12 protein-coding genes and 1 pseudogene are annotated in these 15,468 nt (G+C 69.1%); 4 read left to right on the forward strand and 9 right to left on the reverse strand.

Annotation, left to right across the window (positions count from 1 at the left end; all coding sequences use genetic code 11):
* Positions 1-673 precede the first annotated feature (673 nt).
* Positions 674-934: pseudogene (locus OG819_RS19470) on the reverse strand (hypothetical protein); the annotation flags it as partial.
* Between the two features lie 324 nt (positions 935-1,258).
* On the opposite strand from OG819_RS19470, the gene OG819_RS19475 reads away from it, so the two are divergent.
* Both OG819_RS19475 and OG819_RS19480 read left to right on the forward strand, forming a co-directional pair.
* Positions 1,259-1,786 carry a universal stress protein gene (locus OG819_RS19475; RefSeq protein WP_266413729.1) on the forward strand — a complete coding sequence of 176 codons (528 nt, stop codon included), beginning with the start codon at positions 1,259-1,261 and terminating at the stop codon, positions 1,784-1,786.
* Positions 1,787-1,969: 183 nt separating this feature from the next.
* Positions 1,970-2,539 carry a GPR1/FUN34/YaaH family transporter gene (locus OG819_RS19480; RefSeq protein WP_266624887.1) on the forward strand — a complete coding sequence of 190 codons (570 nt, stop codon included), beginning with the start codon at positions 1,970-1,972 and terminating at the stop codon, positions 2,537-2,539.
* Positions 2,540-2,718: 179 nt separating this feature from the next.
* Here the strand turns inward: OG819_RS19480 and glmS are convergent, their stop codons facing one another.
* Together glmS and OG819_RS19490 are read right to left on the reverse strand one after the other, a co-directional pair.
* Positions 2,719-4,536 (reverse strand): glutamine--fructose-6-phosphate transaminase (isomerizing), encoded by a 1,818-nt coding sequence (glmS, locus tag OG819_RS19485; RefSeq protein WP_266624886.1) that lies wholly within the window; start codon positions 4,534-4,536, stop codon positions 2,719-2,721.
* Positions 4,537-4,549: 13 nt separating this feature from the next.
* Positions 4,550-4,807, reverse strand: coding sequence for a hypothetical protein (locus OG819_RS19490; RefSeq protein ID WP_266413732.1), 258 nt, complete (start codon positions 4,805-4,807; stop codon positions 4,550-4,552).
* 164 nt (positions 4,808-4,971) lie between these two features.
* Here OG819_RS19490 and OG819_RS19495 point away from each other — a divergent pair, with 164 nt between their 5' ends.
* Positions 4,972-6,537, forward strand: coding sequence for a metallophosphoesterase family protein (locus OG819_RS19495; protein WP_266634347.1), 1,566 nt, complete (start codon positions 4,972-4,974; stop codon positions 6,535-6,537).
* Between the two features lie 133 nt (positions 6,538-6,670).
* Here OG819_RS19495 and OG819_RS19500 read toward each other — a convergent pair whose 3' ends face one another.
* Positions 6,671-7,540 carry a DUF4429 domain-containing protein gene (locus OG819_RS19500; protein WP_266650660.1) on the reverse strand — a complete coding sequence of 290 codons (870 nt, stop codon included), beginning with the start codon at positions 7,538-7,540 and terminating at the stop codon, positions 6,671-6,673.
* Positions 7,541-7,625: 85 nt separating this feature from the next.
* On the opposite strand from OG819_RS19500, the gene OG819_RS19505 reads away from it, so the two are divergent.
* Positions 7,626-9,212 carry a beta-N-acetylhexosaminidase gene (locus tag OG819_RS19505; protein ID WP_266650662.1) on the forward strand — a complete coding sequence of 529 codons (1,587 nt, stop codon included), beginning with the start codon at positions 7,626-7,628 and terminating at the stop codon, positions 9,210-9,212.
* A gap of 72 nt (positions 9,213-9,284) precedes the next feature.
* On the opposite strand, the gene OG819_RS19510 is transcribed toward OG819_RS19505, so the two are convergent.
* The 5 genes from OG819_RS19510 to OG819_RS19530 all read right to left on the reverse strand — a co-directional run bounded on the left by OG819_RS19510 (position 9,285) and on the right by OG819_RS19530 (position 15,409).
* Positions 9,285-11,057 (reverse strand): IucA/IucC family siderophore biosynthesis protein, encoded by a 1,773-nt coding sequence (locus tag OG819_RS19510; RefSeq protein WP_266624883.1) that lies wholly within the window; start codon positions 11,055-11,057, stop codon positions 9,285-9,287.
* On the reverse strand, positions 11,054-11,623 hold the full coding sequence (locus OG819_RS19515) for a GNAT family N-acetyltransferase (protein ID WP_266650664.1): 570 nt from the start codon (positions 11,621-11,623) through the stop codon (positions 11,054-11,056). Before OG819_RS19515 ends, OG819_RS19510 begins: the two co-directional genes overlap by 4 nt.
* On the reverse strand, positions 11,620-12,906 hold the full coding sequence (locus OG819_RS19520) for a SidA/IucD/PvdA family monooxygenase (protein ID WP_266650666.1): 1,287 nt from the start codon (positions 12,904-12,906) through the stop codon (positions 11,620-11,622). Before OG819_RS19520 ends, OG819_RS19515 begins: the two co-directional genes overlap by 4 nt.
* Positions 12,890-14,347 (reverse strand): lysine decarboxylase DesA, encoded by a 1,458-nt coding sequence (gene desA, locus OG819_RS19525; protein WP_266652749.1) that lies wholly within the window; start codon positions 14,345-14,347, stop codon positions 12,890-12,892. Before desA ends, OG819_RS19520 begins: the two co-directional genes overlap by 17 nt.
* Positions 14,348-14,551: 204 nt before the next feature.
* Positions 14,552-15,409, reverse strand: a complete 858-nt coding sequence (locus OG819_RS19530; protein WP_266624880.1) for a siderophore-interacting protein — start codon at positions 15,407-15,409, stop codon at positions 14,552-14,554.
* Positions 15,410-15,468 lie beyond the last annotated feature (59 nt).

The following is a 15,468-nucleotide window of genomic DNA, read 5'->3' on the forward strand; positions in this document are numbered from 1 at the left end:
GGCTGAAAAGAAGCGGGGGCGTGCGCGTAAACCGGTCAGTCAACCGGCTTCTTTCCTTCGCCGTGACGGCCGCCCCTGTGCGCCTCCTCGGGCCACTCCTGCCCTGCAAGCCGTTCATGATGTGCGAGTCGGCCAAATCCTGGGCGCCACGGTGCCGCGCGGGGTGATCGAGCCAGCCGCCGCCGCGAGGGGCACCGCGCCGGGTGTCCCGGCTGGGCGCGTCCCGGCCCTGGGCGTCTCAGGCGTACGTGTCCGGATCCTGTGCGTCTCGGGCGTAGGGGGTCCACTCCTGGGTGCTCGGACGCTGCGGTTCTCGGCCTCGGGGGCCGGGGCCCTGGGGGCCCTGGCCCCATGTGATCAGGCTCTGCGGGATCCGGTCCCAGGTGATCAGGTTTCCCGGGTGTCCGTCTTGTCCGGTCGGGCTCCGGGGGTCGGGGGCGGTCCCCTCGGCGTGGGACGTCTCGCCGTGGGCCGTGTCGCCGCCGTCCCACGTGCCGCTTCCCCTCTCGCCGCCGCCCGCTTCTCCGCGGCCCCCGTCGCCGCGATCCGGGGTGCCGGGGGCCTTTTCCCCGCGGGGCGCTTCGGGGCGACCCCGGCGGCCACGCCCGGGGCGGCCGTGATGGTGGTGCGGGGCGCCGTCGTGGCGGCCGGTCCTGCTGTGCCGGGCCCGGGAGGGGGCCGGCTCCTCGGCGTGGAGGCGGGCCGCGACACGTTCGGACTGGCGCAGCAGGACCCGGCAGGCACCGGTCACGGCCGCCAGGCCCAGCGCCGTACCCGCCGCGCCGGCGAGCGAGGTGCCGAATCCGACGAGGACGACGGGGACCAGGACGCAGCTGAAGGCCGCCCACCGCACCACCTCGCTCGCCGTGTCCGGCCCGGGGGGCGGCGTGGCGGGCGCCGGGGAGGAGGAGGACGCGGTCTCTGGTCCTGGCACGGTCTGCTCCCTGGTTCCCTGGTACTCCAGTGCTCTCCATGGCAGTGGCTCATCGGTTCAACGCCCGTTCGACCCGCCGGTCACCTACGAAAGGCCTGGAGCCTGGGTGAACCCTGTGCAAACCGCCTGTACGGGGCAGCAACCATTGCGTTACGGGCGCCTCTCATGCATGCTCCGGGGAACGCCGCGCAGTGCGCGCGGGATCTGGGCAGAGGAGGCGTGCCGCCGTACCCTTGGGGGTATGGGGTTGGGAAGATGATTCCCGGACACAGCTCTGCCGCACGTTGTCGTCCCCACCACGAGGATCCAAACGCCGAGATACCCATGGCCGGTCACGAATTCTTCGATCCCGCGGACCGCAAGCGCCCGCTCGCCGATCCCACGGCGCCCGAGCCCCTGGCGGCGGAAGAACCCCGCCAGTCCTGCGATCCTGCCTTCAAACACGGCGTCGTCGTCGGCTTCGACGGTTCGACGTCCAGCGAGCGCGCCCTCGCCTACGCGATCGGCATGGCCCACCGCTCCGGCTCGGGCCTGATCATCGTGCATGTCGCGAACCGGCTGCCCACCACGGTGTGGGCGGGCTGTGAACCACCGGTCTTCGTCGACGTGCCCGACCATCGCACCGAGGTGCTCGGACTCGAACTCGCGTGCGCCGAATATCTGGCCGAGGTGCCCTGGATCCTCGTCGAGCGTGGCGGTGACATCTGCCACGAACTCGAAGAGGTGGGGCGGGAGTACGAGGCGGACGCGATCGTCGTCGGCTCCACGCACGGCATCGTCGGACGTATCTTCGGCTCGGTGGCCGGACGGCTCGCGAAGCGCGCGCAGCGCCCGGTGATCGTCATCCCGTGACCTGATCGCCTGGCCTATCTCCTGACCTGCCGTCAACTCCCTTTGGCGGGTGCCTGGAACGGCATGAACCTACTCGCGCGTAGAGGTGGTTTGTGCCCTTGTGAAGGGTACATACCGGTCACCGGACCAACCGTACGGCCGGTACCACGCAGCACACCTGCACATGTATGAAGGGAGCCCGCCGTGGACAATGACGTCTCCGCGGGAAGCATCACCTCGACCCTCGGCCACCTCGCGCTCGGCCTCACCCTGCTGCTCTTCGGCCTCGGTCACACCCAAGTGATCGACGGCGTGACAGCGGCCGACTCCGTCTCCCTCGCCACCTACGTCGGTGGCGTCGCGCTCTTCATAGCCGGGCTGTTCGCCCTCCGCGACCGCGACGCCTTCACCGGTACGGCCTTCACGGCACTCGGCGCGTTCTGGTTCACCTGGGGCGTCACGGCCGGCACGCAGATGTCCGCCAACGCGACCGGTCTCTTCCTGCTCCTGTTCGCGCTCGTCGCGCTGAGCCTGACCGCCGCGGCCTCCGGCGCCTCGACACTCGTACGGGGCACGTACGCGTTGCTCTTCGTGTCGCTCCTTCTGCTCGCCATCGGGCAGTTCGGCGACTCCAGTGGGCTGACGAAGGCCGCGGGGTGGTTCGCCGCCGTGGGTGGCCTATTGGCCTGGTACGGGGCCACGGCGGCCATGGCTCACTGGCCCACCGCACTGCCCGGGCGCGCCGCCGGCCGGGGGGTGACGGCCACCGGCTGAGGCTGGCGCGGGCCGGGGCATGGGCGGCCCCGGCCCCCTGAAGGAACGGGTCCCTGTGCGGTGGTGGCGTGCACGGGGACCCGTTCTCTGTTCTGTGCGCCTAAACCGGCGCCGCTCTCGCGGAGGTGGTTGCTCGCCGCGGGAGTTTCTCAATTGTCGCTTCGGTGGTCTGGTGGTTATTACTCCACCGTCACCGACTTGGCCAGGTTGCGCGGCTTGTCGATGTCGCGGCCCAGGGCCAACGCCGTGTGGTAGGCGAGGAGTTGCAGCGGGATGCCCATGAGGATCGGGTCCAGCTCGTCCTCGTTCTTCGGGACGACGATCGTCTGGTCGGCCTTCTCCTGCTCCTGGTGCGCCACCGCGAGGATTCTGCCGCTGCGGGCCTTGATCTCCTCCAGGGCGGCGCGGTTCTTCTCCAGGAGGTCGTCGTCGGGGACGATCGCCACCGTGGGGAGGGCCGGCTCGATCAGGGCCAGCGGGCCGTGCTTGAGCTCGGAGGCGGGGTAGGCCTCGGCGTGGATGTACGAGACCTCCTTGAGCTTCAGGGAGGCCTCACGGGCCACCGGGTAGCCCCGGACGCGGCCGATGAAGAGCATCGAGCGGGCCTCGGCGTACTCCTCGGCCAGCTTCTTGATCTCGTCCTCCTGCTCCAGGATCTCCGAGATCTGCGCGGGCAGCCTGCGCAGGCCCTCGATGATCCGCTTGCCGTCACGGACCGACAGGTCGCGGGTACGGCCGAGGTGCAGCGCGAGCAGCGCGAACGCGACGGTGGTGTTGGTGAAGCACTTCGTCGAGACGACGCAGACCTCGGGGCCCGCGTGGACGTACATGCCGCCGTCCGCCTCGCGGGCGATCGCCGAGCCGACGACGTTGACCACACCGAGCACCCGCGCGCCCTTGCGCTTCAGTTCCTGCACGGCGGCCAGTACGTCGTACGTCTCACCGGACTGGGACACGGCCACGTACAGGGTGTCGGGGTCGACGACCGCGTTGCGGTAGCGGAACTCGGAGGCCGGCTCCGCGTCCGCGGGGATACGGGCGAGCTCCTCGATCATCTGGGCGCCGATCATGCCCGCGTGGTACGAGGTGCCGCAGCCGAGGATCTTCACGCGGCGGATCTGGCGTGCCTCGCGGGCGTCCAGGTTCAGGCCACCGAGGTGCACGGTGGAGAACCGGTCGTCGATGCGGCCGCGCAGCACCCGGTCCACGGCCTCGGCCTGCTCGTGGATCTCCTTGTGCATGTACGTGTCGTGGCCGCCCATGTCGTAGGAGGCCGCCTCCCACTCCACGGTGGTCGGCTCGGAGGTCGTGCGGGTGCCCTCGGTGGTGTACGTACGGAAGTCGTCGGCCTTGAGGGTGGCCATCTCGCCGTCGTCCAGGGTCACTATCTGGCGGGTGTGGGTGACCAGGGCGGCGATGTCCGAGGCGACGAACATCTCCTTCTCGCCGATGCCGAGGACGACCGGGGAGCCGTTGCGGGCCACCACGATGCGGTCGGGGAAGTCGGCGTGCAGGACCGCGATGCCGTACGTGCCCTCGATCACCCGCAGTGCGTCGCGGACCTTGTCCTCGAGCTTCTCCGCCTGGGAGCGGGCGATCAGGTGGGTGAGGACCTCGGTGTCGGTCTCCGAGAGGAACTCGACACCGTCCGCCTCGAGCTTCTTGCGCAGGTCGGAGGCGTTGTCGATGATGCCGTTGTGGACGACCGCGACCTTGCTGTCGGCGGACATGTGGGGGTGGGCGTTCACGTCGGAGGGGGCGCCGTGGGTGGCCCAGCGGGTGTGGGCGATGCCGGTGGTGCCCTTGAAGCGCGCGGGGACCTTGGCCTCCAGGTCACGGACCCGGCCCTTGGCCTTGACCATCTTCAGACCGGTCGACTTCGGCGTCGTGACGACGATGCCCGCCGAGTCGTAGCCGCGGTACTCCAGGCGCTGGAGGCCTTCGAGCAGCAGCGGTGCCACATCACGCCTGCCGATGTATCCGACGATTCCGCACATATATATGTATTCCTCAGCCGTAGACAATGCGGCGCAGCTGCCTGAGCGTGAGCTCCGGCGGCGCGACCGCGCGGTACTTCAGGTCCGCCTCGATCCGTTCGAAGATCGTCGCGTTGACCAGGCCCTGGGCCTGGAGCTCGCGGTGGCGGCGACGGACGTACTCCTCGGTCGTCTCGTCGAAGTAGGCGAGCACGTCCTGGACCACCCGCAGTGCCTCGCCCCGGTTCAGGGGAGTGGAGCGCGTCAGATGATCAACAAGTTCGTCGTGCACCCGATGATCCTGGAGTACGGGGGGCCGATTCGCAAGAATCCTGCCCGATATCGGGCAAGTGGCTGTTGAAGGTCTTATGGGGGTCTGTTAGCAAGCTGTCCATCCTGTGTCTTGTGCCGCGTCGATTGCCGGGAGCAACTTCTGTGGCCATGGACACTCCACGCATGGGCGTACCGGAGAAGCTCGCCGAGCGCATGACCATGGCAGAGCAGCACGAGTATCTCCGCGCCAAGTTCTCCCGGCGCAACATGATCAGAGGCGGGGCCGTGACCCTCGGCGCCGTCGCGGGGGGCACCTTCGTGCCGGGCGCCGTCGCACAGGCCGCGGTCCCGACGCGGGCCACGGCCACCTCGACGGAGAAGGTCGACGGCGCCCTCGTCGCCCCCTTCGGCCGTCACCTCGCCTTCGGCAACGACCCCCGCACGGAGATCACGGTCTCCTGGCAGGTTCCGGCCGAGGTGAAGAAGCCGTTCATCCGCATCGGCGCCCACCCCTGGGACCTCTCCCGCAAGATCGAGGCCGAGGTCCGCACCCTCTACACCCCGGCCGGCGTCGGCGCGAGCGGCGACCACACGCAGTACTACCTGCACGCCAAGCTCACCCACCTGCGCCCCGGCAAGACGTACTACTACGGCGTCGGCCACGCGGGCTTCGACCCCTGCGCGCCCCACCTGCTGGGCACGCTCGGCACCTTCACCACCGCCCCCTCGCACGCCGAGCCGTTCACCTTCACGGCCTTCGGTGACGAGGGCGTCGGCTACCACGGCCTCGCCAACGACGCCCTGCTGCTCGGCCAGAACCCGGCCTTCCACCTGCACGCCGGTGACATCGCCTACGCGGACCCGGCCGGCGCGGGCAAGAAGGAGGACACCGGCTTCGACTCACGCATCTGGGACCAGTTCCTCGCCCAGACCGAGACGGTCGCCAAGCAGGTCCCGTGGATGCCCGCGTACGGCAACCACGACATGGAGGCCTGGTACTCGCCCAACGGCTACGGCGGCGAGGAGGCGCGCTGGACGCTTCCGGACAACGGGCCCGACAAGAAGAACCTGCCCGGCGTCTACTCCTTCGTCTACGGCAACACGGCGATCATCTCGCTGGACGCCAACGACATCTCCTTCGAGATTCCGCCGAACCTGGGCATCTCCGGAGGAACGCAGACGAAATGGCTGGAGGGCCAGCTCAAGAAGTTCCGGGCGTCCAAGGACGTCGACTTCATCGTGATCTTCTTCCACCACTGCGCGTACTGCACCTCCACGGCGCACGCCTCGGAGGGGGGCGTGCGACAGGAGTGGGTGCCGCTGTTCGAGAAGTACACGGTGGACCTGGTCATCAACGGCCACAACCACCAGTACGAGCGCACGGACGTCATCAAGGGCAACGCGGTCACCAAGAAGCTGCCGATCGGCGGCACGGCGTACCCGGAGACCGACGGTGTCGTGTACGTGACGGCGGGCGCGGCGGGGCGCAGCCTGTACGCGTTCACCGCCCCGGAGTCGTACGAGGGTCACGAGAACGAGGTCGACTCCGTCGCCTCCTTCATCAACCTCAAGGACGGCAAGCAGAACGAGACGGTCGCCTGGTCCCGGGTGCGCTACCTCAACTACTCGTTCCTCCGGGTGGATGTCACCCCTGCGCACAAGGGCCGGCTGGCCACGCTGACGGTGCGGGGCATTGCCGAGACGGGTGCCGAAGTTGACCACTTCACGGTGGCTCGGCGAGTTCGTTAGGTGCGGGTGAGTGGGGGCTGGTCGCGCCCACGCGGCGGAGCCGCATATGTGACAGCCCCGCGCCCCTAAAGGCACGTGGTCGTATGCCTGGAAGGCGAGGCGTGACGACCTGGGCGGTCCTCAAGCAGCGTTTCTACATGCGCTTGAGGACCGCTTGCTTGGCCAGGGCGAACTCGTCGTCCGTCAGGACGCCGGACTTGTGGAGGTCACCCAGTTCGCGCAGGCGGCGGAGCAGGGCGTCGTGGTCGTCCTCCGGGGCGATCGCGGTGGGCCGCTCCGCCGCCTGCGCGGCTTGCGGAGATGCCGTGGGATGGGGCAACCGGGCCTGTACCGCCGCCGCGACCAGGGCCATCAGCGGGTCCTTCTTGAAGCCCCACAGCTCTACGGAGTTGGGGTCGTACTTCGGTGGCGCCTTGGTCTCCGCGCCGCGGACGGTGAAGCGGAGGTAGCCGTTCTCCAGGCCGACCGCGGGGTGCCACTCGACGGTGGTGAGGTCGGTGAGGGCGAGGGAGCGGGTTCCGGCGGCGGACTTGGAGTCCTCGGTCTTCCAGTTCCACTCCAGGCGTACGCGCTCGCCGTCGAAGCTCGCGGTGCCGTCGCCGGCGGAGACGGACAGCGGCACGGAGGGGCCCGGGAGCAGATAGCCGTCGACCGGGTCGGCCGGCACCTGGTCCAGCAGCAGCGCGTCCCGGACCTCGTCCACGACGTACTCGGCGACGCCGTGGCGGTCGGACTCCACGGTGAGCTGGTAGGGGTCGTTCGGTTCGGCGAGCTTGCCGCCGGTCGCCTGGAGCAGCGGGTCGGCGCCGTCGCGCAGCCGGAGCCGTAACCGACCGCTCTTCTTCCCCTGTTCGAAGGAAATTCCCGCCAACGCACCCAGCGGGACGGTTAGTTCACCCAAGGTCTTGCGGAGCAGGCTCACGTTCTTGTCGCGTCCCGGGGTCAGCCGCAGCGCGTCGCCGTCGAAGGTCCACGTCCCGTCCTTCTGGATGATTTCCGCCATGAGGGGGATTGTTTCACCGGGTCTGCGGAAGAGTGGTCTATACCCATCCGCAATTCGTTTGCAGGGTCCTTCGAAGGGAGCGCATGTGAGACAGCACAGAACGCCCCGTCTCCTCGGTACGCTGCTGCTCGTGGTGGCCGCCGGTGTCTCAGCCGTCGGTGCGGCACACTCCGAGTCGGGCCGCACCGCGACCCCGCTCGGGCAGGTGGTGCCGGCTCCCGCCTCGGTCGACGCGGGCGGATCCCCGTATCGCATCACCGACGGCACCCGTATCCGGGTCGAGGACTCGCCGGAGGGCCGCCGGGTCGGCACGTATTTGGCCGACGTCCTGCGTCCCTCCACCGGGTACCGACTGCCCGTCACCACGCACGGCACGGGCGGTATCCGGCTGCGGATCGCGGCGGGGTCCTCGGGTGCCGAGGGCTATCGCCTGGACAGCGGGCGAAACGGCGTCACCATCACGGCCGCCGCGCCCGCCGGTCTCTTCCACGGCGTCCAGACCCTGCGCCAGCTGCTGCCCGCCGCCGTCGAGAAGAACTCCGTGCAGCCCGGCCCCTGGCTCGTCGCCGGCGGCACCATCAAGGACAGTCCGCGCTACGGCTACCGCGGCGCGATGCTCGACGTCTCCCGGCACTTCTTCGGCGTCGCGCAAGTCAAGCGTTACATCGACGAGTTGGCCCTCTACAAGGTCAACAAGCTGCATCTGCACCTGAGTGACGACCAGGGCTGGCGCATCGCGATCGACTCCTGGCCGCGGCTCGCCACGTACGGGGGCTCCACCCAGGTCGGCGGCGGACACGGCGGCTATTACACCAAGGCCGACTACAAGGAGATCGTGCGGTACGCGGCCTCCCGCTACCTGGAGGTCGTCCCGGAGATCGACATGCCGGGCCACACCAACGCCGCGCTCGCCTCGTACGCCCAGCTGAACTGCAATGGCACCGCACCCCCGCTCTACACCGGCACCGACGTCGGCTTCAGCTCGCTGTGCGTGGCCAAGCCGGTGACGTACGACTTCGTGGACGACGTCGTGCGGGAGCTGGCGGCACTCACGCCGGGCAAGTACCTCCACATCGGCGGGGACGAGGCCCACTCCACCAGCCACGCCGACTACGTGGCCTTCATGGACAAGGTGCAGCCGGTCGTCGCCAAGTACGGGAAGACCGTGATCGGCTGGCACCAGCTGACCGGGGCGCACCCGGTGAAGGGCGCGATCGCGCAGTACTGGGGGCTCGACGACACCAGTGCCACGGAGAAGGCGCAGGTCGCCGCGGCCGCGCGGAACGGGACGGGGCTCGTCCTGTCGCCCGCCGACCGGGTCTACCTCGACATGAAGTACACCGCGGACACTCCGCTCGGGCAGGACTGGGCGGGCCTGGTGGAGGTGAAACGGGCGTACGACTGGAATCCGGGCGCCTACCTTCCGGGAGCCCCGGCTTCGGCGATCCGGGGTGTCGAGGCGCCGCTGTGGACGGAGACCATCGTCACGGGGGCCGACATCGACTACATGACCTTCCCGCGGCTGCCCGGAGCGGCCGAGCTCGGCTGGTCGCCCGCGTCGACGCACGACTGGGACACCTACAAGGTGCGGCTCGCGGCGCAGGGGCCGCGCTGGGAGGCACTGGGCATCGGCTACTACCGCTCGCCGCAGGTGCCCTGGCCCACGGCGTAATCGGGAAGCCGGGAAGTCGGGAAGTCGGGAAGACGGGGCTCAGGAGGACCGTACTCCTGAGCCCCATCGGCTTCAGAAGCCCGCGATCGGGTTCTTCAGGCTGCCGACCAGCTGCAGCGCGCCGGACGGATCCGCCAGGTCCACCATCTGCCTGTTGTCGCGCAGCTGGAGGCGGTTCAGGCAGGACAGCGCGAACTCGGGCGCGAACATGTCGTACTGCCGGAACTTGTCGGCGAGTTCGGGCGCCGACTCCTGGTACTCGCGTACGGACTCGGCGACCGTCCGCCAGAAGTCGGCCTCGTCGAGGATGCCCTCGCCGGCCAGGTTGGCCGCCAGGAAGCGGAAGAAGCAGTCGAAGACGTCCGTGAAGATGGACAGGAGTTTCTTGTCCTCGGGGACCTCGACGCGGATCCGCTCGACCATGGGCGGCAGCACCGCCTGCGGGTCCATGACGGCGATCTCCTCGGCGATGTCCTTGTAGATCGCGCGCCGCACGACGCCGTCCTTAAGGACGAGGATGACGTTCTCGCCGTGCGGCATGTAGACCAGGTCGTAGGCGTAGAAGCTGTGCAGGAGGGGCGTGAAGTAGGCGCGCAGATAGCGGCGCAGCCACTCCACGGGGGTCAGCCCGGACCGCTCGATCAGCGCGCCCGCGAAGGAGGCGCCCGTGTGGTCGACATGGACGAGGGAGGCCATGGTGGCCAGGCTCTCGCCGTCCTGGAGCGCGGGCACGGGGCTCTCGCGCCACAGGGCCGCGAGCATTTTGCGGTACGGGGAGTAGCGGTCGGTGGCGGCCTGGTACTCCAGGTGGCGGTAGCCGACGGCGGCGCGTTCGCGGATGACCGACAGGCCGGTGGACTTGAGCACCGGGTCGTTCTCGACGAGCTGGGCCAGCCAGTCGTTGATCGCCGGGGTCGCCTCCATGTAGGCGGCGGACAGACCGCGCATGAAGCCCATGTTGAGGACGCTCAGCGCCGTCTTCACATAGTGCTTCCCGGGGCTGGTGGTGTTGAAGAACGTCCGGATGGACTGCTGGGCCAGGTACTCGTCGTCGCCCTCACCGAGGCAGACCAGACGGCGCTGGGCGACCTCGGCCGCGAAGGTCACCGAGAGCTTGTTCCACCACTGCCAGGGGTGGACGGGGATGAGGAGGTAGTCCTCGGGGTCGAGACCCTGGTCCGTGAGGGTCGCGGCGAACCGCTCGACCGTCCCTGCGCCCAGCTCCTCGCGCACGAAGGACTCGTACTCGATGCCCACACCCGCGGTGAAGGCGGCCCGGGAGCGGTGCGCGGCCAGCCACACCAGCCGGATCGGACTCGCGGTCTCGGGGGCGTACGAGAGGTACTCGTGCACACCGAAGCCGAGCCGCCCGTTGTTGGCGACGAAGCAGGGGTGGCCCTCGGTCATGCCGGTCTCGATCTCCTGGAAGGAGGCCTTCACGAGCTCGGCGGACGGGATCTGCGGCTTGGTGAGTTTGAAGCAGGTGCCCGAGAGGGTGGAGGAGATCTCCTCCAGGTAGACCGGCAGCACCTCCTCGCTCAGGCCCAGCGACGTCTTCAGCTCGATGAGGAAGTCGAGCGCGGCGAGCGGGAGTTCGGCCCCGTCGCGGTGGCGGGTGATCGACTCGGCGTCGACCTGCCAGTGGTCGAGGGCGCGGCGGGTGGCGGTGAAGCGGTAGCGGGTCAGACCGTCGTCGCTGCGGACGGTGTACCCGCCCTCGCCGTCGGCCTCCGGCGTGATCAGGCGCTCGTGCGCGAACTCGGCGAGGGCCTTGCGGACGAGGAGGCGGCCCGCGCGCTCCCAGCGCTCGGGGGAGAGGTGGGCGACGGCGTCGGCGAGGCTCATGCGGCCACCCCCGTCGCCTGCTCGAACCGCTCCCGGGTGCAGAAGCTCAGCAACGCCTTCTTCTCCGGCTTCTGTATCTCGCGCTCGGGCACGAACCCGATGGCTTCGTTGAGGGCGTGCACGGCCGTGTTGCGCACATCGGGCTCCACGACGACCCGCGCGGTCGTCGGATCGGCGAACAGGTGCTCCATCACCGCGGTGATCACCGCCCGGGTGAACCCGTGCACCGGCGTCTCCGTCGGCGCGACCAGGAAGTGCATGCCGACGTCTCCTGGCGCGGGCTCGTACAGACCGACCAGCTCCACGTGCGCCGGGTCGTACCGCTCCATCAGGAACACGGGTTCGCCGTCCAGCGACCCCAGGAACGCGTCGTGGTACTCGCTGGCCGCGATGGCCATGTACTCGCGCTCCACGTCGTGCAGTTTCGCCCCCTGCATCATCCAGAAGGCGGCCTTGGGATGCGTCACCCAGCCGTGCAGCAGCTCGGCGTCCTGGAGGGGGTCGAGGGGGCGGATGGTGAAGGTGCCCACGTCGGTGGTCGTGCCTGTCCGGCTCGTGGTGCTCATACGGCGAACTCCTGGAACGCGATCGTCTTCTCGACCGGGTAGTACTCGGTGCCGAGCAGTTCACGGATGATGGAGGCGTTGCGGTAGGCGCCCATGCCCAGGTCGGGGCTGGTGATGCTGTGGGTGTGGACGCCCGCGTTCTGGAGGAAGACGCCGCGGCCCGTGGTGTCGATGGCGTAGTTGCGGGCCATGTCGAAGTTGCCGCGGGTGTCGTAGCGCAGCCGGCCCTGGACCGGCTGCAGGAACTCGGGCTCGGCGTACTTGTAGCCGGTGGCCAGGATCAGGCCCTCGGAGCGCAGCTCGTAGTCCTTGCCCTGTTCCTCCTGGCGCAGGCCCAGGGTGTAGGTGCCGTTCTCGTGGGCGGCCGTGTTCAGGGAGGAGTTGGTGAGCAGGCGCGTCGGGACGGGGCCGCCGAGGTTCTTCTGGTAGAGCAGGTCGAAGATCGCGTCGATCAGCTCGCCGTCGATGCCCTTGAACAGGCCCTTCTGCTCCGTCTGGAGGCGGTAGCGGGTCGGCTCGGGCAGCGCGTGGAAGTAGTCGATGTACTCCGGGGAGGTCATCTCCAGCGTGAGTTTGGTGTACTCGAGCGGGAAGAAGCGCGGGGAGCGCGTGACCCAGTTCAGCCGGTAGCCGTGGACGTCGATCTCGCTGAGCAGGTCGTAGTAGATCTCGGCGGCGGACTGGCCGCTGCCGACGAGCGTGATCGACTCCTTCGCCTGGAGCTCCCGCTTGTGCCGGAGATAGCGGGAGTTGTGGATGAAGTCGCCGCCGAGGTCCGCGCAGGCCTCGGGGATGTACGGGGGTGTTCCGGTGCCCAGGACCAGGTGGCGGGCGCGCAGCACCTCGCCGGCGGCCGTCCGTACGTGGTACAGATCGCCCTCGTACGTCACTTCCTCGACCGTCGTGCCGAAGCGGACGCTGCTCAGTTTCGAGGCGGCCCAGCGGCAGTAGTCGTCGTACTCGACCCGCAGCGGGTAGAAGTTCTCGCGGATGTAGAAGGAGTACAGCCGGCCGGACTCCTTCAGGTAGTTGAGGAAGGAGTACGGGGAGGTCGGGTCGGCGAGGGTCACCAGGTCCGACATGAAGGGGGTCTGGAGGTGTGCGCCCTCCAGGAACATCCCGGAGTGCCACTCGAAGTTCGGCTTGGATTCGAGGAAGACGCCGTCCAGTTCGGCGATCGGCTCGGTGAGGCAGGCGAGGCCGAGGTTGAAGGGCCCGAGCCCGATGCCGACGAAGTCGTAGGTCTTTCCGGTGGCTTCGATGGATTCAGGAAGCGCGGTCAAGGGACTCTCCCAGGTACTGCTCGGCGTGGCCGGCGATCAGATCGAGCACGGCGGCGATGTCTTCGGCCGTGGTCTCGGGGTTGAGCAGGGTGAACTTCAGGTAGTGGCGGCCGCCGACCTTGGTGCCCGCGACGACGGCGTCGCCGGAGGCGAACAGGGCCCCCCGGGCGTACAGGTTGGCGCGGTCGATCTCGGCCGGGTCGGTGACGGCGGCCGGGATGAAGCGGAAGACGAGGGTGGACAGGGACGGCTCGACCATCACGTCGAATCGGGGGTCGGCGACGAGCAGTTTCCAGCCCTCCTGGGCCAGGTCGCAGACCTCGTCGAAGAGTTCGCCGATGCCGTCGGCGCCCATCACGCGCAGCGTCATCCACAGCTTGAGGGCGTCGAAGCGGCGGGTGGTCTGCAGGGACTTGTCGACCTGGTTGGGGATGCGCTCCTGGACCATGCGGCGCGGGTTCAGATACTCCGCGTGGTAGGTGGCGTGGCGCAGGGTGGCGGCGTCGCGGACCAGCACGGCGGAGGAACTCACGGGCTGGAAGAAGGACTTGTGGTAGTCGACGGTGACGGAGTCGGCGCGCTCGATGCCCTCGAGGCGGTCCCGGTTCTTCAGGGAGGTGAGCAGTCCGCAGCCGTAGGCCGCGTCCACGTGCATCCAGACGCCGAACCGGGAGCACAGCTCGGCGATCTCGGGCAGCGGGTCGATGGAGCCGAAGTCGGTGGTGCCGGCGGTGGCGACGACGGCCATCGGAATCAGACCGTCGCGCTCGCAGCGCTCCAGCTCGTGGGCGAGGGCGAGCGTCTGCATGCGCTTGTCGTGGTCGACGGGGATCGAGACGACCGCGTCCGCGCCGAGGCCCAGGAGTTTGGCCGACTTCTTGACGCTGAAGTGGCTGACCTCGGAGGCGAAGATGCGGAGTCTGGTGGCGGTGTCGCCCGGTTCACTCCCCGGCTTGGCCTCCTCGCGGGCCAGCAGCAGGGCCTGGAGGTTGGACTGGCTGCCGCCGCAGGTGAACACGCCGTCGGCGGCCGGGCCGAGGCCGATGCGCTCGTTGGTCCAGTCGATGAGCCGGCGCTCGATGAGGGTGCCGCCGGCCGACTGGTCCCAGGTGTCGAGGGAGGAGTTGAGGGCGGACAGGACGGCCTCGCCGAGCACGGCGGGTATGACCACCGGGCAGTTGAGGTGCGCGAGGTAGCGCGGGTGGTGGAAGTAGATCGCGTCCCGGAGGTAGACCTCTTCGAGCTCGTCGAGGACCGCGCTGGTGTCGTGCAGCGGGCGGTCCAGGTCGATCCGCTCGATACGGGGAGCGAGGGCGTCGACCGTGACACCCGTGAACGGTCGGTCGGTGGTGGCGAGTTTGGCCGCCACCCGCTCGATTCCTTCGGTCACGGAGCGGCGGTACCGCTCCGCGGTCGTGTCATTGAGCAGGTGCGAGCGCATGTGGGGGTCCTCCGTGCGGGAGAGTCCGAGCGGGACGGGTGAGGGGGTAAGGCGGGGGCTGTGCCGGGGCATGAAGAGGGACGAGGTCTCGGCGTTCAACTTAGGTTAGCCTAACCTAAGTTGAACGCCGAGACCTCGTCCCGCCCCGGCTTCAGTGACATACGTCTCTGTTTGAACCGCCCAGAGACCCGCCACACCTTCGAACTACTCTCCCTGCTCCCGCAGTTGCTCCTCGGTCAGCCCCCGCCGCCAGTAGCCGACGAAGGTGACCCGCCTGCGGTCGATGCCGCGCTCGCGCACGAGATGGCGGCGCATCTCCTTCACACACCCGGACTCGCCCGCGATCCAGGCGTACGGGGCCTCGGCGGGCGGCAGTTCGGCGGCCCGTACGGCATCGACGGCCATGGGGGACTCGTCGTCACGTACGAGCCAGGTGATCTCCGCCTCGGCGGCGACGAACAGGTCCTGGATGTCCTCGGCGTGCTGGACCTCCAGCCAGGCCCGGACACGGGTGCCTGGGGGCAGGGACTCGAGGATCGCGGAGGCGGCGGGCAGCGCGGTCTCGTCCGCCCACAGGACGACCAGGTCGGTGTCGGCGGGCGGGCGGAAGCGGATCGCCCGGTTGTCCTCGACCGCCGGTCCGAGCAGTACGACGCGGTCACCGGCCGCCGCACCGGAGGCCCACCGGGACGCCGGGCCCGCGGGGACCTCGGCTTCCGGCTCCACGCCGTGCAGGACGAAGTCGATGTCGATCTCACGCGTACGGCCCCGGGCGTCCGGGCGCAGCGCCCGCAGCGTGTACGAGCGCATCACCGCCCGTTCGTCGTCGGGGAGTTCGCGCCAGCCCTGCCACCAGCTGTCGCCCAGTTCGTAAGGGACGGCCGGCTCGGTCTGGCCGGGGTGTGGCAGGAAGAGGGAGAGGCTCTGGTCCCGGCCGTGGGAGGCGAAGGCCACCAGGTCGGCTCCGGCGAAGGTGATCCGGACCAGAGACGGGCCGAGCCGCCTCGTCCGTACGACCTGGAGGGAGAAGAAACGGAACGGGGTGGCTATGGCCGTCGTCATGAGTCATGCTCCTGAGTCATCGTCAGGGAATCACGGCAGGGGTTGGGAACTGCTGTCGG

Origin of the sequence: Streptomyces sp. NBC_01549 (assembly GCF_026339955.1) — a bacterium.
GTDB lineage: Bacteria > Actinomycetota > Actinomycetes > Streptomycetales > Streptomycetaceae > Streptomyces.

What these genes read in the sequence shown, in the direction of transcription:
- OG819_RS19475 (WP_266413729.1), top strand. Translation starts at nt 1,259, where the DNA reads ATGGCCGGTCACGAATTCTTCGATCCCGCGGACCGCAAGCGCCCGCTC.
- glmS (WP_266624886.1), bottom strand. Translation starts at nt 4,536, where the DNA reads ATGTGCGGAATCGTCGGATACATCGGCAGGCGTGATGTGGCACCGCTG.
- OG819_RS19495 (WP_266634347.1), top strand. Translation starts at nt 4,972, where the DNA reads ATGGGCGTACCGGAGAAGCTCGCCGAGCGCATGACCATGGCAGAGCAG.
- OG819_RS19500 (WP_266650660.1), bottom strand. Translation starts at nt 7,540, where the DNA reads ATGGCGGAAATCATCCAGAAGGACGGGACGTGGACCTTCGACGGCGAC.
- OG819_RS19510 (WP_266624883.1), bottom strand. Translation starts at nt 11,057, where the DNA reads ATGAGCCTCGCCGACGCCGTCGCCCACCTCTCCCCCGAGCGCTGGGAG.
- OG819_RS19515 (WP_266650664.1), bottom strand. Translation starts at nt 11,623, where the DNA reads ATGAGCACCACGAGCCGGACAGGCACGACCACCGACGTGGGCACCTTC.
- desA (WP_266652749.1), bottom strand. Translation starts at nt 14,347, where the DNA reads ATGCGCTCGCACCTGCTCAATGACACGACCGCGGAGCGGTACCGCCGC.
- OG819_RS19530 (WP_266624880.1), bottom strand. Translation starts at nt 15,409, where the DNA reads ATGACGACGGCCATAGCCACCCCGTTCCGTTTCTTCTCCCTCCAGGTC.